Origin of the sequence: Streptomyces nigra (genome assembly GCF_003074055.1) — a bacterium.
Classification (GTDB): Bacteria; Actinomycetota; Actinomycetes; order Streptomycetales; family Streptomycetaceae; genus Streptomyces; species Streptomyces nigra.
The window spans coordinates 1,164,680-1,185,168 of the sequence record NZ_CP029043.1 but is presented as its reverse complement, the minus strand read 5'-3'; the positions used below and the strand labels follow the sequence as shown (position 1 = coordinate 1,185,168).

The window sequence follows — 20,489 nt, the reverse complement described above, 5'->3', positions numbered from 1 at the left end:
ATGAGCAAGACCCTGATCCGTGGTGCGAAGGTGCTCGGCGGCGAGCCGCAGGACGTGCTGATCGACGGCGGCATCATCGCCGAGGTCGGCGCCGGGCTGAGCGCCGAGGGCGCCGAGGTCGTCGAGGCGGCCGGCAAGGTGCTGCTCCCCGGCCTGGTCGACCTGCACACCCATCTGCGCGAGCCCGGCCGCGAGGACTCCGAGACCGTCCTGACCGGCACCCGCGCGGCGGCCTCCGGCGGCTACACGGCCGTCTTCGCCATGGCCAACACCTTCCCCGTCGCCGACACCGCCGGCGTGGTCGAGCAGGTCTACCGGCTCGGCCAGGAGCACGGCTACTGCGACGTGCAGCCCATCGGTGCCGTCACCGTCGGCCTGGAGGGCCGCAAGCTCGCCGAACTCGGCGCCATGCACGAGTCGGCCGCCGGTGTCACCGTCTTCTCCGACGACGGCAAGTGCGTCGACGACGCCGTGATCATGCGCCGCGCCCTGGAGTACGTGAAGGCCTTCGGCGGCGTCGTCGCCCAGCACGCGCAGGAGCCCCGCCTCACCGAGGGCGCCCAGATGAACGAGGGCGTCGTCTCCGCCGAGCTGGGCCTCGGCGGCTGGCCGGCGGTCGCCGAGGAGTCGATCATCGCCCGGGACGTCCTGCTCGCCGAGCACGTCGGCTCCCGCGTCCACATCTGCCACCTGTCGACCGCCGGGTCCGTCGAGATCGTCCGCTGGGCCAAGTCCCGGGGCATCGACGTGACCGCCGAGGTCACCCCGCACCACCTGCTCCTCACCGACGAGCTGGTGCGCACCTACAACCCGGTCTACAAGGTGAACCCGCCGCTGCGCACCGAGCGGGACGTCCTCGCGCTGCGCGAGGCGCTCGCCGACGGCACGATCGACATCGTCGCCACCGACCACGCCCCGCACCCCCACGAGGACAAGGACTGCGAGTGGGCCGCCGCCGCCATGGGCATGGTCGGCCTGGAGACCGCGTTGTCAGTGGTGCAGGAGACCATGGTGGACACCGGGCTCCTCACCTGGGCCGGGGTCGCCGAGCGCATGTCCGCCAAGCCCGCCGAGATCGGGCAGGCCAAGGGCCACGGCCGCCCCGTCTCGGCTGGTGAGCCCGCCAACCTCACGCTCGTCGACACGGCATACCGTGGGTCCGTGGACCCCGCGGGCTTCGCCTCGCGCAGCCGCAACACCCCGTACGAGGGGCGTGAGCTGCCGGGTCGTGTCACCCACACCTGGCTCCGGGGCAAGGCCACGCTCGTCGACGGGAAGCTCACGTGACACCTGCAACACTCCTCGCAGCCGGACTCGCCGCGGGCCAGAAGTCCGCCGAGGTCACCGACTGGGCCGCCCGCGTGGGCTGGGTCGTCGGACTCGGTCTGTTCGTCGCGCTCGTCTACTGGCTGATGCGCGAGGGCTGGAAATGGCGCGGCACGCTCCAGAGCGACCTGCCCGCGCTGCCCAGCGCGCCGGACGACCCGGGCCCGGCGAGACTGAGCATGAGCGGCCGCTACCACGGCTCCACCACCGCCGGTCAGTGGCTGGACCGCATCGTGGCGCACGGCCTGGGCACCCGCAGCCGGGCCGAGCTCACCCTGACGGACGAGGGACTGGACGTCGTACGCCCCGGCGCGGCCGACTTCTTCGTCCCCGCGGACCGGCTGCGCGGCGCCCGGCTCGACAAGGGCATCGCCGGCAAGGTCCTCACCGAGGGCGGCCTGCTCGTGGTGACCTGGGCGCACGGCGACCGGCTGATCGACTCCGGGTTCCGCTCGGACCACGCGGCCGAGCACACCGCCTGGGTCGACGCCCTCAACTCCATGACCAACGACAGCACCACGGAAGGCGCCGAACGATGACCACCTCCACAAGGGGAGCCGGCAAGGTTCCCGCGGTACTCGTTCTGGAGGACGGCCGGATCTTCCGCGGCCGAGCCTACGGGGCCGTGGGGGTGACCTTCGGCGAGGCCGTGTTCTCCACCGGTATGACCGGCTACCAGGAGACCCTGACCGACCCGTCGTACCACCGCCAGGTCGTCGTGATGACCGCCCCGCACGTCGGCAACACCGGCGTCAACGACGAGGACCCCGAGAGCAAGCGGATCTGGGTCGCCGGATACGTCGTCCGCGACCCCGCGCGCACCCCCTCCAACTGGCGCTCGCGGCGCTCCCTGGACGACGAGCTGCGCGCCCAGGGCGTCGTCGGCATCTCCGGCGTCGACACCCGCGCCCTCACCCGGCATCTGCGCGAGCGCGGGGCCATGCGCGTCGGGATCTTCTCCGGCAACGCCCTGCCCGACGAGGGCACGATGCTCGCCGAGGTCCGCCAGGCCCCCGAGATGGAGGGCGCCGACCTCTCCGCCGAGGTCGCCACCGAGGAGGCGTACGTCGTCCCCGCGATCGGCGAGAAGAAGTTCACCGTCGCCGCCGTCGACCTCGGCATCAAGGGCATGACCCCGCACCGGATGGCCGAGCGCGGCATCGAGGTCCACGTGCTGCCCGCCACGGCGACCGTCGACGACGTGTACGCGGTGAACCCGGACGGCGTGTTCTTCTCGAACGGCCCCGGCGACCCCGCCACCGCCGACCACGCCGTCTCCGTGATGCAGGGCGTGCTGGAGCGCAAGACCCCGCTCTTCGGCATCTGCTTCGGCAACCAGATCCTCGGCCGCGCCCTCGGCTTCGGCACCTACAAGCTGAAGTACGGCCACCGCGGCATCAACCAGCCGGTTCAGGACCGCACCACCGGCAAGGTCGAGGTCACCGCGCACAACCACGGCTTCGCCGTGGACGCCCCGCTCGACCAGGCGTCCGAGACCCCCTACGGCCGCGCCGAGGTCTCCCACGTCTGCCTGAACGACAACGTGGTGGAGGGGCTGAGGCTCCTCGACCGCCCGGCCTTCAGCGTCCAGTACCACCCCGAAGCGGCAGCGGGCCCGCACGACGCCGCCTACCTGTTCGACCGCTTCGTATCTCTGATGGAGGGCCAGCGTGCCTAAGCGCACCGATATCCAGTCCGTCCTGGTCATCGGCTCCGGCCCGATCGTCATCGGCCAGGCCGCCGAGTTCGACTACTCCGGCACCCAGGCGTGCCGCGTCCTCAAGGCCGAGGGCCTCAGGGTCGTCCTCGTCAACTCCAACCCGGCGACGATCATGACCGACCCGGAGATCGCCGACGCCACCTACGTCGAGCCGATCACCCCGGAGTTCGTCGAGAAGATCATCGCCAAGGAGCGCCCCGACGCGCTGCTGCCGACCCTGGGCGGCCAGACGGCCCTCAACACGGCGATCTCGCTGCACGAGGCCGGCACCCTGGAGAAGTACGGCGTCGAGCTGATCGGCGCCAACGTCGAGGCCATCAACAAGGGCGAGGACCGCGACCTGTTCAAGGAGGTCGTCGAGGAGGTCCGCAAGAAGATCGGCCACGGCGAGTCCGCCCGCTCGGTGATCTGCCACTCCATGGACGACGTGATCCAGGGCGTCGAGACGCTCGGCGGCTATCCGGTCGTCGTCCGCCCCTCCTTCACCATGGGCGGCGCCGGCTCCGGCTTCGCGCACGACGAGGAGGAGCTGCGCCGTATCGCGGGCCAGGGCCTCACGCTCTCGCCGACCACCGAGGTGCTCCTGGAGGAGTCCATCCTCGGCTGGAAGGAGTACGAGCTGGAGCTGATGCGCGACAAGCACGACAACGTCGTGGTCGTCTGCTCCATCGAGAACTTCGACCCGATGGGCGTGCACACCGGCGACTCCATCACCGTCGCCCCGGCGATGACGCTCACCGACCGCGAGTACCAGACCCTGCGGGACATCGGCATCGCCGTGATCCGCGAGGTCGGCGTCGACACCGGCGGCTGCAACATCCAGTTCGCGGTGAACCCCGAGGACGGCCGGGTCATCGTCATCGAGATGAACCCGCGCGTGTCGCGCTCCTCGGCGCTCGCCTCCAAGGCGACCGGCTTCCCCATCGCCAAGATCGCCGCCAAGCTGGCCGTCGGCTACACGCTGGACGAGATCCCGAACGACATCACCCAGGAGACCCCGGCCTCCTTCGAGCCCACGCTCGACTACGTGGTCGTGAAGGCCCCCCGGTTCGCCTTCGAGAAGTTCCCCAGCGCCGACTCCACCCTCACCACCACCATGAAGTCGGTCGGCGAGGCCATGGCCATCGGCCGCAACTTCACCGAGGCCTTCCAGAAGGCGCTGCGCTCCCTGGAGAAGAAGGGCAGCCAGTTCACGTTCGTCGGCGACCCCGGCGACAAGGACGAACTGCTGCGCGAGGCGGTCCGGCCCACCGACGGCCGTATCAACGCGGTCATGGGGGCCATCCGCGCGGGCGCCACCCCGGAGGAGGTCTTCGACGCCACGAAGATCGACCCGTGGTTCGTCGACCAGCTCTTCCTCATCAAGGAGATCGCCGACGAGCTCGGCGAGTCCCCCGAGCTGACCCCCGACCTGCTGGCCGAGGCCAAGCGGCACGGGTTCTCCGACCAGCAGATCGCCGAGATCCGCGGGCTGCGCGAGGACGTCGTCCGCGAGGTGCGGCACGCGCTCGGCATCCGCCCGGTCTACAAGACGGTCGACACGTGCGCCGCCGAGTTCGCCGCCAAGACCCCGTACTTCTACTCCTCCTACGACGAGGAGACCGAGGTCGCGCCGCGCGAGAAGCCGGCCGTCATCATCCTGGGCTCCGGCCCCAACCGCAGCGGCCAGGGCATCGAGTTCGACTACTCCTGCGTCCACGCCTCCTTCGCGCTGTCGGACGCCGGGTACGAGACCGTGATGGTCAACTGCAACCCGGAGACCGTCTCCACCGACTACGACACGTCCGACCGGCTGTACTTCGAGCCGCTGACGCTGGAGGACGTGCTGGAGATCGTCCACGCCGAGCGGCAGGCCGGACCGGTCGCCGGTGTCGTCGTCCAGCTGGGCGGCCAGACCCCGCTGGGCCTGTCGCAGGCGCTGAAGGACAACGGCGTGCCGATCGTCGGCACGTCCCCCGAGGCCATCCACGCCGCCGAGGACCGCGGGGCGTTCGGCCGCGTGCTCGCCGAGGCGGGCCTGCCCGCCCCCAAGCACGGCACCGCGACCACCTTCGCCGGCGCCAAGGCCATCGCGGACGAGATCGGCTACCCGGTCCTCGTGCGGCCCTCCTACGTCCTCGGCGGACGCGGCATGGAGATCGTCTACGACGAGACCCGGCTGGAGTCCTACATCGCCGAGTCCACCGAGATCAGCCCGTCGCGGCCGGTCCTCGTCGACCGGTTCCTGGACGACGCGATCGAGATCGACGTCGACGCGCTCTACGACGGCACCGAGCTCTACCTCGGCGGCGTCATGGAGCACATCGAGGAGGCCGGCATCCACTCCGGCGACTCGGCGTGCGCGCTGCCCCCGATCACCCTGGGCGGCTTCGACATCAAGCGGCTGCGTGCCTCCACCGAGGCCATCGCCAAGGGCGTCGGGGTGCGCGGACTGATCAACATCCAGTTCGCGATGGCCGGCGACATCCTCTACGTCCTGGAGGCCAACCCGCGCGCGTCCCGCACGGTCCCCTTCACCTCGAAGGCGACCGCGGTGCCGCTGGCCAAGGCCGCCGCCCGGATCTCGCTGGGCGCGACCATCGCCGAGCTGCGCGCCGAGGGCCTGCTGCCGAGGAGCGGCGACGGCGGCGAGCTGCCGCTCGACGCGCCGATCTCCGTCAAGGAGGCCGTCATGCCCTGGTCGCGCTTCCGCGACATCCACGGGCGCGGCGTCGACACGGTCCTCGGCCCGGAGATGCGCTCCACCGGCGAGGTCATGGGCATCGACAGCGTCTTCGGCACGGCGTACGCCAAGTCGCAGGCCGGCGCGTACGGCCCGCTGCCCACCAAGGGCCGCGCGTTCATCTCGGTCGCCAACCGCGACAAGCGCTCGATGATCTTCCCGGCGCGCGAGCTGGTCGCCCACGGCTTCGAGCTGATGGCCACCTCCGGCACCGCCGAGGTCCTCAAGCGCAACGGCATCAACGCCACCGTCGTGCGCAAGCAGTCCGAGGGCACGGGCCCGAACGGCGAGAAGACCATCGTCCAGCTCATCCACGACGGCGAGGTCGACCTCATCGTCAACACCCCGTACGGCACCGGCGGCCGGCTCGACGGCTACGAGATCCGTACGGCGGCCGTGGCACGCTCGGTGCCGTGCCTGACGACGGTCCAGGCGCTCGCCGCCGCCGTCCAGGGCATCGACGCCCTCAACCACGGCGACGTGGGCGTCCGATCGCTCCAGGAACACGCCGAACACCTGACCGCGGCCCGCGACTAGCAGTAGACGAGGGGGACACCGGAAACGGTGTCCCCCTCGTCATGAGGGAATCATGTACAAGATCTTCTTCACCTGCTTCTTCCAGCGGATGGACCCGGAGCAGGCCCACCACCTCGCCTTCCGATGGATCCGTCTCGTCGCCCGCGTCCCCGTGCTGCGCACCTTCGTCGCCGCGGCCCTCGCGCCCCGCTACAAGGAGCTGCGCACCGAGGCGTTCGGGCTGCGCATGCACGGGCCGTTCGGGCTCGCCGCCGGCTTCGACAAGAACGCCGTCGCGATCGACGGCATGTCGATGCTGGGCTTCGACCACGTCGAGATCGGCACGGTCACGGGGGAGGCCCAGCCGGGCAACCCCAGGAAGCGGCTGTTCCGGCTCGTGCCGGACCGGGCGCTGATCAACCGCATGGGGTTCAACAACGAGGGCTCGCTGGCCGTGGCGGCCCGCCTGGCGTCCCGTACGCCGGTCTTCAGGACCGTCGTGGGCGTCAACATCGGCAAGACCAAGGTCGTGCCCGAGGCCGAGGCCGCCGCCGACTACGTGAAGTCGGCCGAGCGGCTGGCGCCGTACGCGGACTACCTGGTCGTCAACGTCTCGTCGCCCAACACCCCCGGTCTGCGCAATCTGCAGGCCACCGAGTCGCTGCGGCCCCTGCTGACGGCCGTGCGCGAGGCCGCCGACCGTGTGGTGACCACCCGCCGGGTGCCGCTGCTCGTGAAGATCGCGCCGGACCTCGCCGACGAGGACGTCGACGCCGTCGCCGACCTGGCCGTCGAACTGGGCCTGGACGGCATCATCGCCACCAACACCACCATCGCGCGCGAGGGGCTCGGCCTGACGTCCGACCCCGCCCTGGTCGAGGAGACCGGTGGACTCTCCGGAGCGCCCCTCAAGGCACGCTCGCTGGAGGTCCTGAGGCGCCTCTACGCGCGCGTGGGCGACCGGATCACCCTCGTGGGGGTCGGCGGCATCGAGAACGCCGAGGACGCCTGGCAGCGCATCCTGGCGGGCGCCACCCTCGTCCAGGGCTACAGCGCCTTCATCTACGAGGGCCCCTTCTGGTGCCGCACCCTGCACAAGGGGCTCGCGGCCCGCCTGCGCACCAGCCCGTACGCCACCCTCGCCGACGCGGTCGGCGCCGACGTGAGGAAGACGGTATGACCGAGCCCTTCGGCAGTCGACTGCGCCGTGCCATGGACGAGCGCGGCCCCCTGTGCGTGGGAATCGACCCGCATGCATCCCTGCTCGCCGAGTGGGGTCTGGGCGACGACATCGCCGGCCTGGAGCGGTTCAGCCGCACGGTCGTGGAGGCGACCGCCGACCGGATCGCCGTCCTCAAGCCGCAGAGCGCGTTCTTCGAGCGCTTCGGCTCGCGCGGGGTCGCCGTCCTGGAGAGGACGGTGGAGGAGGCGCGGGCGGCCGGCGCGCTGGTCGTCATGGACGCCAAGCGCGGCGACATCGGCTCGACGATGGCCGCGTACGCCGAGTCCTTCCTGCGCAAGGACTCGCCGCTGTTCTCCGACGCGCTGACGGTGTCGCCGTACCTCGGCTACGGCTCGCTGTCCCCGGCGGTCGCGCTGGCCCGCGAGAGCGGCACCGGTCTGTTCGTGCTCGCCCTCACCTCCAACCCGGAGGGCGGCGAGGTCCAGCACGCGGTCCGCGCGGACGGCCGGGACGTCGGCGCGACGATGCTCGCCCACCTCGCCGCGGAGAACGCGGGGGAGGAGCCGCTGGGCTCCTTCGGGGCGGTCGTCGGCGCCACGCTCGGTGACCTGTCGTCCTACGACCTCGCCATCAACGGACCGCTGCTCGCGCCCGGCATCGGCGCCCAGGGGGCGACGCCCGCGGATCTGCCCAGGGTGTTCGGCGCGGCGGTGCGCAACGTCGTCCCGAACGTCAGCCGGGGTGTGCTGCGGCACGGCCCCGACGTGGTCGCTCTGCGTGACGCCGCGTCACGCTTCGCCGACGAGGTGCGGGCGGCCGTCGCGGGCGTCTGAGCGCCGCAGCTGACGTCGAAGTGGGCCGCGGAGTCCTCCGATGAGTGCTCCGCGGCCGACTTGAGTCTGGATACATCCTCAAATCCGGGGCAGTATGTCTTAAATGTCCGGCCTGACGGAGGCTGACCAGGACTTTTCCGCTGTTCTCGCTGACTCTTGCGGACTTGCCCGCTAGTCTCCGACGAGAGTCAGTGGGCAAGCGTGTTGCTCGTGGCTCCCCAGGTGTGGGGCGACTAGGTTCCTCACCGGTCCGTATCCGACAGTTCGACATCCGAGGTGACGTAGGCGTGGCTCTTCCGCCCCTTACCCCTGAACAGCGCGCAGCCGCGCTCGAAAAGGCCGCCGCGGCGCGCCGGGAGCGGGCCGAGGTCAAGAATCGACTCAAGCACTCCGGCGCCTCCCTTCACGAGGTCATCAAGCAGGGCCAGGAGAACGACGTCATCGGCAAGATGAAGGTCTCCGCGCTGCTCGAGTCCCTGCCGGGCGTGGGCAAGGTCCGCGCCAAGCAGATCATGGAGCGACTCGGCATCTCCGAGAGCCGCCGCGTGCGGGGCCTCGGTTCCAACCAGATCGCCTCCCTTGAGCGTGAGTTCGGCAGCACCGGCTCCTGAGTCCCGGCTCCCCGGGACCTGGGGTCCCGGGCGGTCCGCGATTGCTGGAATAATCGCTGCATGGCTGTAACACCCCGGGGGACGACCCCCGAGCCCCCGGACGCACGTCCGCGGCTGACCGTGCTCTCCGGCCCCTCCGGGGTCGGCAAGAGCACGGTCGTCGCCCACATGCGCAAAGAACACCCCGAGGTCTGGCTCTCGGTGTCGGCGACGACCCGCAAGTCCCGCCCCGGCGAGCAGCACGGAGTCCACTACTTCTTCGTCACCGACGAGGAGATGGACAAGCTGATCGCCAACGGCGAGCTGCTGGAGTGGGCCGAGTTCGCCGGCAACCGCTACGGCACGCCGCGTGCGGCGGTGCTGGAGCGGCTCGACGCCGGAGAGCCGGTGCTCCTGGAGATCGACCTCCAGGGCGCCCGGCAGGTCCGCGAGTCGATGCCCGAGGCCCAGCTCGTGTTCCTGGCCCCTCCCTCCTGGGACGAGCTGGTGCGCAGGCTCACCGGACGGGGCACCGAGCCGCCCGAGGTCATCGAGCGCCGCCTGGAGGCGGCGAAGATCGAACTGGCGGCCGAGCCCGAGTTCGATGTGACGTTGGTCAACACCTCCGTCGAGGACGTGGCGCGCGAGCTGCTAGCCTTGGTGGACGTTGTGTGATCGTGTCCGATCGCATGACTGAATCTTTCCCATCCATCGGAAGGTAGAGCGTGTCCTCTTCCATCTCCGCGCCCGAGGGCATCATCAACCCGCCGATCGACGAGCTCCTCGAGGCCACCGACTCGAAGTACAGCCTCGTGATCTACGCGGCCAAGCGGGCCCGCCAGATCAACGCGTACTACTCGCAGCTCGGCGAGGGCCTCCTCGAGTACGTCGGTCCGCTCGTCGACACGCACGTCCACGAGAAGCCGCTCTCGATCGCCCTCCGGGAGATCAACGCGGGTCTTCTGACGTCCGAGGCCGTCGAGGGCCCGGCGCAGTAAGTACGATCTTCAGCTTGACGCTGACTTTTCCACAGGCCCGGCGGCGCGTCCGCCGGGCCTGTGGTGTGTAGTGGAGTCGTACACAGCCGAGTCCGGGGAGAGACGGTGGACAAGCCGAAGGTCGTTCTGGGGGTCAGCGGCGGCATCGCCGCGTACAAGGCCTGTGAGCTGCTGCGCCGGTTCACGGAGTCCGGCCATGACGTGCGCGTCGTGCCCACCGCCTCCGCCCTGCACTTCGTCGGTGCCGCCACCTGGTCCGCCCTCTCAGGCAACCCGGTCTCCACGGAGGTCTGGGACGACGTCCACGAAGTGCCCCACGTCCGGATCGGCCAGCACGCCGACCTGGTCGTCGTCGCCCCCGCCACGGCCGACATGCTCGCCAAGGCCGCCCACGGCCTCGCGGACGACCTGCTGACCAACACCCTGCTCACCGCCCGGTGCCCGGTCGTGTTCGCCCCGGCCATGCACACGGAGATGTGGGAGCACCCGGCCACCCAGGAGAACGTGGCGAGCCTGCGCCGGCGCGGCGCCGTCGTCATCGAGCCTGCCGTCGGCCGTCTCACCGGTGTCGACACCGGCAAGGGCCGGCTGCCCGACCCCGGGGAGATCTTCGACGTCTGCCGCCGGGTGCTGGCCCGGGGCGTCGCCGAGCCCGACCTCACGGGCCGCCATGTCGTGGTGAGCGCCGGCGGCACCCGCGAGCCCCTCGACCCCGTCCGCTTTCTCGGCAACCGCTCCTCCGGCAAGCAGGGGTACGCCCTCGCCCGCACCGCCGCCGCCCGGGGCGCCCGGGTCACCCTGGTCGCCGCCGACACGGGGATGCCCGACCCGGCCGGTGTCGACGTGGTGCCGGTCGGCACCGCCGTGCAGATGCGGGAGGCCGTCCTCAAGGCCGCCGCCGACGCGGACGCCGTGGTGATGGCCGCGGCCGTCGCCGACTTCCGTCCGGCCTCGTACGCCGCCGGGAAGATCAAGAAGAAGGACGGCCAGGAGCCCGAGCCGATCGTCCTGGTGCGCAACCCCGACATCCTGGCGGAGATCGCGGGCGACCGGCCCCGGGACGGCCAGGTGGTCGTCGGCTTCGCCGCCGAGACCGACGACGTCCTGGCCAACGGCCGCCGCAAGCTGGAGCGCAAGGGCTGCGACCTCCTCGTCGTCAACGAGGTGGGGGAGCGCAAGACCTTCGGCTCCGAGGAGAACGAGGCGGTCGTCCTGGGCGCCGACGGCAGCGAGACCCCCGTGCCGCACGGCCCGAAGGAAGCCCTCGCCGACATCGTGTGGGACCTCGTCGCGCGTCGTCTGGACGGTGTCGTCTGACACACCCGGGAGGACGTCCGGCGTCCGGCCGATTCGGGCGTGGCGCCTCTGGCCACTGCCGTGTGCGATTGGCAGAATGCCCGTGCCGCAGGTCACAGCCCTCCCGAGAGGCGAGACAGGGGGTCCGTGACCGGGCGCGACAGATAAACTGTCCACGGACGACGCCGGGCGCAGCCCCCGTCCCGTCCACCAATGATCAGCCAGCAGCCGCTGCAACCCCAGGGAGCGTTGTGTCCCGTCGCCTGTTCACCTCGGAGTCTGTGACCGAGGGTCATCCCGACAAGATCGCTGACCAGATCAGCGACACCATTCTCGACGCGCTGCTGCGCGAGGACCCCTCGTCCCGCGTCGCCGTCGAGACGCTGATCACGACCGGCCTGGTGCACGTGGCCGGAGAGGTCACGACCAAGACGTACGCGGACATCGCGACGCTGGTCCGGAGCAAGATCCTCGAGATCGGCTACGACTCCTCGAAGAAGGGCTTCGACGGCGCCTCCTGCGGTGTCTCGGTCTCCATCGGCTCGCAGTCGCCCGACATCGCGCAGGGCGTCGACGCGGCCTACGAGGCCCGGGTCGAGGGCGACGAGGACGAGCTGGACCGCCAGGGCGCCGGTGACCAGGGCCTGATGTTCGGCTACGCCACCGACGAGACGCCGACGCTGATGCCGCTGCCGATCTTCCTGGCGCACCGGCTGTCCAAGCGCCTCTCCGAGGTCCGCAAGAACGGCACCATCCCCTACCTGCGCCCCGACGGCAAGACGCAGGTCACCATCGAGTACGACGGCGACAAGGCCGTCCGCCTCGACACCGTGGTCGTCTCCTCGCAGCACGCCTCGGACATCGATCTCGACTCGCTGCTGGCTCCCGACATCCAGGAGTTCGTGGTCGAGCCCGAGCTGAAGGCCCTCCTCGACGACGGCATCAAGCTCGACACCGAGAACTACCGGCTGCTGGTCAACCCGACCGGCCGCTTCGAGATCGGCGGCCCGATGGGCGACGCCGGCCTCACCGGCCGCAAGATCATCATCGACACCTACGGCGGTATGGCCCGCCACGGTGGCGGTGCCTTCTCCGGCAAGGACCCGTCCAAGGTGGACCGCTCGGCCGCCTACGCGATGCGCTGGGTCGCGAAGAACGTCGTGGCGGCCGGTCTGGCCTCCCGCTGCGAGGTCCAGGTCGCGTACGCGATCGGCAAGGCCGAGCCCGTGGGTCTGTTCGTCGAGACCTTCGGCACCGCCAAGGTCGACGCCGAGAAGATCGAGAAGGCCATCGACGACGTCTTCGACCTGCGTCCGGCCGCGATCATCCGCGACCTCGACCTGCTCCGCCCGATCTACGCCAAGACGGCGGCGTACGGTCACTTCGGCCGTGAGCTTCCCGAGTTCACCTGGGAGCGCACGGACCGCGTGGACGCGCTGCGCAAGGCCGCCGGTCTGTAGGCAGGTCCGCAGTTCTTCACGCCGAGGCCCGGTGCCCTTCTCTGGGGACCGGGCCTCGGCGTGTGGGCGGGCGGCCCCGAGGGGGACGGGCGACGCCGGATGTCAGTGGCTTTTGGTAGGAATGCAGGCGTGAGCAGCGAGGACGAGCAGCCGGCAGGCGGCGCCGACGGGGCGCCGCCCGAGCAGCTTGCCCTCATCCGGGAGAGCGTGCGCAAGGCCAAGGTGCCCCGCGCCAAACCCCGGACCTGGCGCGGCGCCCCGCTCGCCAAGGAGTTGCCCGTGGCGCGGGTGCTGGTCGACAAGGGTGTGCTGCACCTCGACCGCTACTTCGACTACGCCGTGCCCGAGGAGCTCGACGAGCAGGCGCAGCCCGGGGTGCGGGTGCGGGTGCGGTTCGGCGCCGGGGCGCACAACGTCCGCGACGGGCGCCGCGAGGGCGGTGGGCTGCGGGACGGCTATATCGTCGAGCGCCTCGCCGAGAGCGACTACCAGGGGCCGCTGGCCGCCCTCGCCCAGGTGGTGTCGCCGGAGCCCGTCCTCGACCCCGACCTGCTCGCCCTCGCCCGCGCCGTCGCCGACCGGTACGCCGGGAGCCTCGCCGACGTCCTGCAGCTGGCCATCCCGCCCCGGCACGCCCGCGCCGAGGCGCGCACGCTGCCGCCGCCCCCACCGCCGCCCTCCGCGCCGGACCCCGGCCCCTGGCAGCGGTACGAGCATGGGCCGCGGTTCCTGGAGGCGCTGGCGGCCGGGAGGTCGCCGCGTGCGGTATGGACCGCGCTGCCCGGGCCGCAGTGGGCCCAGGAGATCGCCCTGGCGGTCCGCGCCACCCTCGCGTCCGGGCGGGGCGCTCTGGTCGTCGTGCCGTCCGGGCGCTCGGCCGCCCGGGTGGACGCCGCGCTCACGGAGACCCTGGGGGAGGGACAGCACGCGCTGCTGACCGCCGACGCGGGCCAGGAGCGCCGCTATCTGGAGTGGCTGGCCGTGCGGCGCGGGTCCGTCCGGGCCGTGGTCGGCACCCGTGCCGCGATGTTCGCCCCGGTGCGCGACCTCGGGCTCGTGGTCGTCTGGGACGACGGGGACTCCAGCCACAGCGACGACAACGCGCCGTTCCCGCATGTGCGGGAGGTGCTGGAGCTGCGGGCGGCGGGCGGCAAGTGCGGGTTTCTGCTGGGGAGTTGGACCTGCACCGTGGAGGCGGCCCAGCTGGTCCGCAGCGAGTGGGCCGTACCGCTCACCGCGGACCGCGAGCGGGCGCGGCGCCTCACCCCGCTCGTGCGGACCGTCGGCGACGGGGACCTCGCCCGCGACGAGGCCGCCCGCGCCGCCCGGCTGCCGTCCCTGGCCTGGCAGGCCGCCCGGGAGGGGCTGCGGCACGGCCCGGTCCTCGTCCAGGTGCCCCGGCGCGGTTACGTCCCCCGGCTCGCCTGCGACCGGTGCCGGGAGCCCGCCCGGTGCCGGCACTGCGCGGGCCCCCTGGAGGCGAGCGGCGGTGGCGGTGCCCTGTGCTGCGCCTGGTGCGGGCAGGACAGCCCCGACTGGCACTGCCCCCAGTGCGGCGGGTTCCGGTTGCGCGCCCAGGTCGTCGGCGCCCGCCGGACGGCCGAGGAGCTGGGGCGGGCGTTCCCGGCGGTGCCGGTGCGCACCTCGGGGCGTGAGCATGTGCTCGACACCGTGCCGGACGGCCCCGCCCTGGTGGTGAGCACACCGGGCGCGGAGCCGGTGGCCGAGGGCGGGTACGCGGCGGCGCTGCTGCTGGACGGCTGGGCGATGCTCGGGCGGGCGGACCTGCGGTCCGGCGAGGAGGCCCTGCGACGCTGGATCACCGCCTCCGCGCTGGTCCGGCCGCAGGAGGCGGGCGGCACCGTGGTGATCGTCGCCGAGGCGACGCTGCGTCCGGTCCAGGCGCTGGTGAGGTGGGACCCGGTGGGGTTCGCCGTACGGGAGCTGTCCGAGCGCGCCGAGCTGGGGTTCCCGCCGGTGTCCCGGATGGCGGCGGTGTCCGGTCCGCCGGACGCCCTCGCGGAGTTCCTGGCGGGGGTCGAACTGCCGGGCGACGCGGAGGTGTTGGGACCGGTGCCGCTGCCGGTCACCCCGGCGGGCCGCCCCCGCCGCCCCGGCGGCCCACCACCCGGCGAACAGTGGGACCGTGCTCTGGTCCGGGTCCCCCCCGGCACCGGCGCGGCACTGGCGGCGGCGTTGAAGTCCGCACGGGCGGCACGGATGGCCCGGGGCGGGGGCGAACCGGTACTGGTACGGATCGATCCGCTGGACATCGGCTGAGAGGCGACGGGGGCCGGGCCCGTTGGGCATCCGGTGCGCCGCGGCGACAAGGGTCTGCCCTCCCGGGTGCGCTCCGGGAGGGCAGAGTCGAGGGGGTGTCAGCCGTTGCGGGGGCCGGGGAAGGCCGTCGGCCTGGCCTCGTCGCGCAGGGCGGGGCTGCCCGCCGTCGGCTGCGTCGGCATCGAGCGGGCGGCGGGGACCGTCGGCAGGGCGGTGGAGACGTTGACCGCGCGGGTGCCGGTCGGCTCGCTCGTGCGCTCCGCCTCGGCCGCGGCCTGGGCGGCGGCGCGGCGTGCGCCGTAGCGGCGGTGGACGGCCTGCTTGGTGACACCGAGGGCGGAACCGACCGCGTCCCAGGAGAAGCCGAGCGAACGGTCGAAGTCCACGGCCGCCGTGACCAGGGTCTCGACACTGTCCCGCAGCTCCTGGGCGAGGCGGACCGTCGGAGCGGGGGCGCGCCCGTAGACGACGAAGCCCGTGGACGGGCCGGAGCGGCGCGGGCGGTAGACGTTGCCCAGCTGGGCGGTGAGGGTACGCAGTGCGTCCACCTGCCGGCGGACCCGCTCGATGTCCCGCACCAGCAAGTGCAGGCTGGCCCGAGCCTGGGCGTCGTGGGTTGCGTGGTCGGCCATGAACAAGCCTCTCGAACCGGCGTGAAAAGGGGCGGGCCGCCATGTCGGCGTCTGCGGCCCGATGGGGTCAACTCTTTCTTGACCAACGCGGAAGCGCTCCGCTGGTCACGCTGTGGGGGCGTGTGGGCATATGCCTACGCCCGGCGGAGGGGTGCGCGCCGCGACGGCCCGCAGGTGGGACCGGCTTCCCGAACGGCCGGTGTTCCCGCGTGAGTCACAAGCCCCCGCACCCGTAGACGTGAGTCACAAGCCGCCGCACCCATAGACTGGTGCGTCGCCCAGCCGCCCCCGCCCGAGAGGCCCCGCCCACCCATGAAGCTCGTCTTCGCCGGCACCCCCGAGGTCGCCGTTCCCGCTCTGGACGCTCTGATCGCCTCCGGGCGGCACGAGGTGGCCGCCGTCGTCACCCGGCCCGACGCGCAGGCCGGACGGGGACGCCGGATGGTCGCGAGCCCGGTGGCCGAGCGGGCCGCCGAGGCCGGGATCGAGGTGCTGAAGCCCGCCAGGCCGAAGGACCCCGAGTTCCTGGAGCGGCTGCGGGAGATCGCGCCCGACTGCTGCCCCGTCGTCGCCTACGGCGCCCTGCTGCCGCGTGTCGCCCTCGACATCCCCGCCCACGGCTGGGTCAACCTGCACTTCTCGCTGCTGCCCGCCTGGCGCGGCGCCGCCCCCGTGCAGCACGCCATCATGGCCGGCGACGAGATCACGGGCGCCTCCACCTTCCTCATCGAGGAGGGCCTGGACTCCGGACCGGTCTACGGCACGGTGACCGAGGAGATCCGGCCCACCGACACCAGCGGCGACCTGCTGACCCGTCTCGCCTTCGCCGGTGCCGGGCTGCTCGCCGCCACCATGGACGGCATCGAGGACGGCACCCTGAAGGCGGTGCCCCAGCCCGCCGACGGCGTCACCCTCGCCCCCAAGGTCAACGTCGAGGACGCCCACATCGACTGGAGCGCCCCCTCGCTGCGCGTCGACAGGGTCGTGCGCGGGTGCACGCCCGCGCCGGGCGCCTGGACCACGTTCCGCGGCGAACGCCTCAAGCTCATCCAGGTGCAGCCGGTGCCGGGCCGCGACGACCTCGCGCCCGGCGAAATCGCCGCCGGGAAGAACAACGTGTACGTCGGGACCGGTTCGTACGCCGTCGAGCTGCTGTGGGTGCAGGCGCAGGGCAAGAAGCCCATGCGCGCCGCCGACTGGGCGCGCGGTGTGCGCATCGCCGAGGGCGAGCGCGTCGGGGCGTAGCCGCGCGCACGCCGGGCCCGCGGTGGGACGTAGGCTGGTCGTATCTCTCGTCCAGCTATCCGGAGCACCTTTTTCGTGAGCGACACCTCCCGTCGGCCCCGCAGGCCCGGCAAGCCGTACCGTCGGCCCCAGAAGGACCCCGTCCGCATCCTCGCCTTCGAGGCGCTGCGCGCCGTGGACGAGCGGGACGCGTACGCCAACCTCGTGCTGCCGCCGCTGCTGCGCAAGGCCCGGGAGAAGGGCGACTTCGACGGACGGGACGCCGCGCTCGCGACCGAGCTGGTCTACGGCACCCTGCGCCGGCAGGGCACCTACGACGCCGTCATCGCGGCCTGCGTGGACCGGCCGCTGCGCGAGGTCGACCCGCCGGTGCTCGACGTGCTCAGCCTCGGCACCCACCAGCTGCTCGGGACGCGCATCCCGACCCACGCCGCCGTGTCCGCCTCGGTCGAGCTGGCCCGGGTCGTGCTGGGCGACGGACGGGCGAAGTTCGTCAACGCCGTGCTGCGCAAGGTCGCCCAGGACGACCTGGACGGCTGGATCGAGCGGGTCGCGCCGCCCTACGACGACGACCCCGAGGACCATCTGTCGGTCGTGCACTCGCACCCGCGCTGGGTCGTCTCGGCGCTGTGGGACTCGCTCGGCGGTGGCCGCGCCGGTATCGAGCGTCTGCTGGAGGCCGACAACGAACGGCCCGAGGTGACGCTGGTCGCCCGCCCGGGCAGGGCCACGACCGAGGAGCTGCTGGCCGAGGAGGCCGCGGTGCCGGGGCGCTGGTCCCCGTACGCCGTGCGGCTCGCCGAGGGCGGGGAGCCGGGCGCGATCGAGGCCGTGCGCGACGGGCGCGCGGGCGTGCAGGACGAGGGCAGCCAGCTCGTCGCGCTCGCCCTGGCGAACGCGCCGCTGGAGGGCCCGGACCGGCGCTGGCTCGACGGGTGCGCCGGACCCGGCGGCAAGGCGGCGCTGCTCGGGGCGGTGGCCGCCCAGCGGGGCGCCCTGCTCGTCGCCTCCGAGAAGCAGCCGCATCGTGCGGGGCTCGTGGCCCGTGCCCTGGCCGGCAACCCGGGGCCGTACCAGGTGATCGCCGCCGACGGGACGCGGCCCGCGTGGCGGCCGGGCAGTTTCGACCGTGTGCTCGTGGACGTGCCCTGCACCGGGCTGGGCGCCCTGCGGCGCAGGCCCGAGGCGCGGTGGCGCCGACGGCCCGAGGACCTGGACGGGTTCGGGCCGCTGCAGCGGGGACTGCTGCGCAGCGCGCTGGACGCCGTGCGGGTGGGCGGCGTCGTCGGCTACGCCACCTGCTCGCCGCACCTCGCCGAGACCCGGGCGGTCGTGGACGACGTGCTCAAGCAGCGGACCGGCGTCGAGATGATCGACGCGCGCGATCTGCTGCCGGGCGTGCCCGAGCTGGGTGACGGACCGGACGTCCAGCTGTGGCCGCATGTGCACGGCACGGACGCCATGTACCTGGCGCTCATGCGGCGCGTGGCCTGACGCGCGCGGCCACCGCGCCTGACGCGCGCACCTCGCCTCACGCGCATCCCGCCCCCTACGCGCACCGCCTACTCGCGCGCGGGCGGGGCCGCCGTCGGCTCCAGCCGGTTCGGCCACCACACGGGCGGGCCCACGTCCAGGAACAGGGACGTCACCAGGACCGAGCGCACGATGAACGTGTCCAGGAGCACGCCCAGGGCCACCGCGAAACCGATCTCGGCGAAGGCGACCATCGGCAGGGTGCCGAGCGCGGCGAAGGTGCCCGCCAGGACCAGACCGGCCGAGGTGATGACCGCGCCGGTCGCGGCGAGCCCCGTGACCACGCCGGGCCGGGTGCCCTGGTGGGTGGCCTCCTCGCGGATGCGTGTGGTGAGGAAGATGTTGTAGTCGATGCCGAGGGCAACGAGGAACACGAAGACGAACAGCGGGAAGTCCGTCGCCTCGCCCGCGTAGTCGAAGACATGGCGGAACGCCAGCGCGCTGATGCCGAGGGCAGCCGTGAACGACAGGATCACCGTCCCGACGAGCAGCAGCGGGGCGATCAGCGCCCGGAGCAGGACGCACAGGATCAGCAGGACCACGAGCAGCACCAGCGGGATGATCAGGATGTTGTCGTGGGTGGTCGCCCGGTCCATGTCCAGCAGGGCCGCCGTGCCACCGCCGACCTTCGCGTCGGCGTCCGGTACGGCGTGCACGGCGTCCCGGACCCGCTCGACGGTCTCCTTGGCGGCCTGGCTGTCGGCGGGGGCGGTCATCGTCGCCTCGAAGAGGACCTTGCCGTCCCAGGAGGGCCGGGTGCCCGGCGGCAGCCCCAGCGACGTGGGCACGACGCCCTCGGTCTCCGCCACGGCCCGTCCCACCTGCACGGCCTGGGCCCGGTTGCTGACGATGACCAGCGGGTCGCCGCTGCCCGCCGGGAAGTACCGTTCCGACACCTCCTGCCCGGTGATCGAGTCCGGCTTGTCCGTGAACGCGTCGGCGTTGCTCAGGCCCTCCGCGCGCAGCTGGATGAGGCCGAGCGAGCAGATCGCCAGCGCGACGGCCGTGGCCACCCAGGTGACCCGCGGCCGGTGCGAGATACGCCGGCCGAGGCGGGCCCAGACGCCCCGCTCGTCGGGGTTCTCGGTGCCGAGGTGCGGGATCACCGGCCAGAAGATCCACCGGCCGAAGATCACCAGCAGCGCCGGGAACAGGCTCATCATCGCGATCAGCGCGACCGCGACGCCGATCGCCGCGACCGGGCCGAGGCCGCTGGTGGAGTTCATCTCCGCCGCCAGCAGCACCAGCATGCTCACCACGACGGTCGCGCCGGACGCGATCACCGCGGGGCCGGCCCGGTGCAGGGCGCGCGCCATCGCCTCGTGGCGGTCGTCGTGGCGGCGCAGTTCCTCCCGGTAGCGGGCGACGAGCAGCAGGGCGTAGTCGGTCCCGGCGCCGAACACCAGCACCGTGAGGATGCCCGCGCTCTGGCCGTTGACGGTCAGGCCCGCGTGCTCCGCCAGCAGGTAGATGAGGGCCTGCGCGGTGAACAGGGCGACGATCACGGAGACCAGCGGGACCAGCAGCAGCGAAGGACTCCGGTACGTGATCAGCAGCATCACGATGACGACCCCCATCGCCGCGAACAGCAGCGTGGAGTCGATGCCCTCGAACGCCTCGGCGAAGTCCGCCGAGGTGCCGCCCGGGCCCGTGATGTGCACGGCGAGCCCGGCGCCGCCCGTGCCCACGACGTCCCGGATCGACTCGACGGCGGGCGAGATGCGCTCCCAGCCCTTCTCGTCCATGGTGATCGGCACCAGCACCTGCGCCGCGCGCGGATCGGTCTCCCGGTCGAAGACGGGACCGCGGGTCTCGGCACCCCGGATGCCGTGGTCGGTCAGCCGCTTGAGCTCGGACACGTCCTCGGCGATCTCCGCCCGGTCCCGGGCCGTCAGCCCGCCGTCACGGGCGTAGACCACGACCGCCGGGATCTGCTCCGGCCGGAAGTTCTCGGAGAGATGGAGGACCTGGGTGGATTCGGCGGAGCCCGGCAGCCACGAGGCCGCGTCGTTGTCCTGCGCGTCGGTCAGCTTCTGGGCCAGCGGCGCCGTCCCGAACAGGACGACCAGCCACAGCACCAGGACGACCCATTTCGAGCGCCGGCCGCACACCAGGTGCGCCACGCCCCGCGTTCCGGTCATGGCCACCCCCGCAG

At 72.4% G+C, this 20,489-nt stretch carries 16 protein-coding genes; 14 read left to right on the top strand and 2 right to left on the bottom strand.

Annotated features, from left to right (window positions below):
• From DC008_RS05440 to DC008_RS05385, 12 genes are all read left to right on the top strand, one after another.
• Nucleotides 1–1,287 (top strand): dihydroorotase, encoded by a 1,287-nt coding sequence (locus tag DC008_RS05440; protein WP_108710575.1) that lies wholly within the window; start codon nt 1–3, stop codon nt 1,285–1,287.
• Nucleotides 1,284–1,865, top strand: coding sequence for a PH-like domain-containing protein (locus tag DC008_RS05435; RefSeq protein WP_108705966.1), 582 nt, complete (start codon nt 1,284–1,286; stop codon nt 1,863–1,865). The genes DC008_RS05440 and DC008_RS05435 overlap by 4 nt, the downstream gene beginning before the upstream one ends.
• On the top strand, nt 1,862–3,004 hold the full coding sequence (gene carA / locus DC008_RS05430; protein WP_108705965.1) for a glutamine-hydrolyzing carbamoyl-phosphate synthase small subunit: 1,143 nt from the start codon (nt 1,862–1,864) through the stop codon (nt 3,002–3,004). The genes DC008_RS05435 and carA overlap by 4 nt, the downstream gene beginning before the upstream one ends.
• Nucleotides 2,997–6,305, top strand: a complete 3,309-nt coding sequence (gene carB / locus DC008_RS05425) for a carbamoyl-phosphate synthase large subunit (RefSeq protein ID WP_108705964.1) — start codon at nt 2,997–2,999, stop codon at nt 6,303–6,305. Before carA ends, carB begins: the two co-directional genes overlap by 8 nt.
• A 52-nt stretch (nt 6,306–6,357) precedes the next feature.
• On the top strand, nt 6,358–7,464 hold the full coding sequence (locus tag DC008_RS05420; protein ID WP_108705963.1) for a quinone-dependent dihydroorotate dehydrogenase: 1,107 nt from the start codon (nt 6,358–6,360) through the stop codon (nt 7,462–7,464).
• Nucleotides 7,461–8,300 (top strand): orotidine-5'-phosphate decarboxylase, encoded by an 840-nt coding sequence (gene pyrF / locus DC008_RS05415; protein ID WP_108705962.1) that lies wholly within the window; start codon nt 7,461–7,463, stop codon nt 8,298–8,300. Before DC008_RS05420 ends, pyrF begins: the two co-directional genes overlap by 4 nt.
• Before the next feature lie 287 nt (nt 8,301–8,587).
• Entirely contained in the window at nt 8,588–8,911 is a 324-nt protein-coding gene (locus tag DC008_RS05410) for an integration host factor (RefSeq protein WP_003977346.1), read from the top strand.
• A gap of 60 nt (nt 8,912–8,971) precedes the next feature.
• A complete protein-coding gene (gene gmk / locus DC008_RS05405; RefSeq protein ID WP_108705961.1) occupies nt 8,972–9,565 on the top strand; it encodes a guanylate kinase in 594 nt (197 codons plus the stop codon).
• 50 nt (nt 9,566–9,615) lie between these two features.
• Entirely contained in the window at nt 9,616–9,888 is a 273-nt protein-coding gene (gene rpoZ / locus DC008_RS05400; RefSeq protein WP_003988945.1) for a DNA-directed RNA polymerase subunit omega, read from the top strand.
• A 105-nt stretch (nt 9,889–9,993) separates the two neighbouring features.
• Complete coding sequence (coaBC, locus tag DC008_RS05395; RefSeq protein WP_164492265.1) at nt 9,994–11,205, top strand: bifunctional phosphopantothenoylcysteine decarboxylase/phosphopantothenate--cysteine ligase CoaBC; 1,212 nt, start codon at nt 9,994–9,996, stop codon at nt 11,203–11,205.
• A gap of 230 nt (nt 11,206–11,435) precedes the next feature.
• Nucleotides 11,436–12,644, top strand: coding sequence for a methionine adenosyltransferase (metK, locus tag DC008_RS05390; RefSeq protein WP_055623761.1), 1,209 nt, complete (start codon nt 11,436–11,438; stop codon nt 12,642–12,644).
• A gap of 129 nt (nt 12,645–12,773) precedes the next feature.
• Complete coding sequence (locus tag DC008_RS05385) at nt 12,774–14,924, top strand: primosomal protein N' (protein WP_108705959.1); 2,151 nt, start codon at nt 12,774–12,776, stop codon at nt 14,922–14,924.
• A gap of 98 nt (nt 14,925–15,022) precedes the next feature.
• On the opposite strand, the gene DC008_RS05380 is transcribed toward DC008_RS05385, so the two are convergent.
• Nucleotides 15,023–15,556: a hypothetical protein gene (locus DC008_RS05380; protein WP_108705958.1), complete on the bottom strand. Its 534-nt coding sequence runs from the start codon at nt 15,554–15,556 to the stop codon at nt 15,023–15,025.
• A gap of 312 nt (nt 15,557–15,868) precedes the next feature.
• On the opposite strand from DC008_RS05380, the gene fmt reads away from it, so the two are divergent.
• The gene (gene fmt / locus DC008_RS05375; RefSeq protein ID WP_108705957.1) at nt 15,869–16,801 is read left to right on the top strand and encodes a methionyl-tRNA formyltransferase; all 933 of its coding nucleotides are present in this window, start codon (nt 15,869–15,871) and stop codon (nt 16,799–16,801) included.
• A 75-nt stretch (nt 16,802–16,876) separates the two neighbouring features.
• Nucleotides 16,877–18,295, top strand: coding sequence for an RsmB/NOP family class I SAM-dependent RNA methyltransferase (locus DC008_RS05370; RefSeq protein WP_108705956.1), 1,419 nt, complete (start codon nt 16,877–16,879; stop codon nt 18,293–18,295).
• A 68-nt stretch (nt 18,296–18,363) separates the two neighbouring features.
• Here DC008_RS05370 and DC008_RS05365 read toward each other — a convergent pair whose 3' ends face one another.
• Entirely contained in the window at nt 18,364–20,475 is a 2,112-nt protein-coding gene (locus DC008_RS05365) for an MMPL family transporter (RefSeq protein WP_108710574.1), read from the bottom strand.
• Nucleotides 20,476–20,489 lie beyond the last annotated feature (14 nt).

Bases quoted from the DNA above. Each gene is read 5' to 3' on its own strand.
- DC008_RS05440 (WP_108710575.1), top strand. From the start codon at position 1: ATGAGCAAGACCCTGATCCGTGGTGCGAAGGTGCTCGGCGGCGAGCCG.
- carA (WP_108705965.1), top strand. From the start codon at position 1,862: ATGACCACCTCCACAAGGGGAGCCGGCAAGGTTCCCGCGGTACTCGTT.
- DC008_RS05420 (WP_108705963.1), top strand. From the start codon at position 6,358: ATGTACAAGATCTTCTTCACCTGCTTCTTCCAGCGGATGGACCCGGAG.
- pyrF (WP_108705962.1), top strand. From the start codon at position 7,461: ATGACCGAGCCCTTCGGCAGTCGACTGCGCCGTGCCATGGACGAGCGC.
- gmk (WP_108705961.1), top strand. From the start codon at position 8,972: ATGGCTGTAACACCCCGGGGGACGACCCCCGAGCCCCCGGACGCACGT.
- DC008_RS05380 (WP_108705958.1), bottom strand. From the start codon at position 15,556: ATGGCCGACCACGCAACCCACGACGCCCAGGCTCGGGCCAGCCTGCAC.
- fmt (WP_108705957.1), top strand. From the start codon at position 15,869: ATGAAGCTCGTCTTCGCCGGCACCCCCGAGGTCGCCGTTCCCGCTCTG.
- DC008_RS05365 (WP_108710574.1), bottom strand. From the start codon at position 20,475: ATGACCGGAACGCGGGGCGTGGCGCACCTGGTGTGCGGCCGGCGCTCG.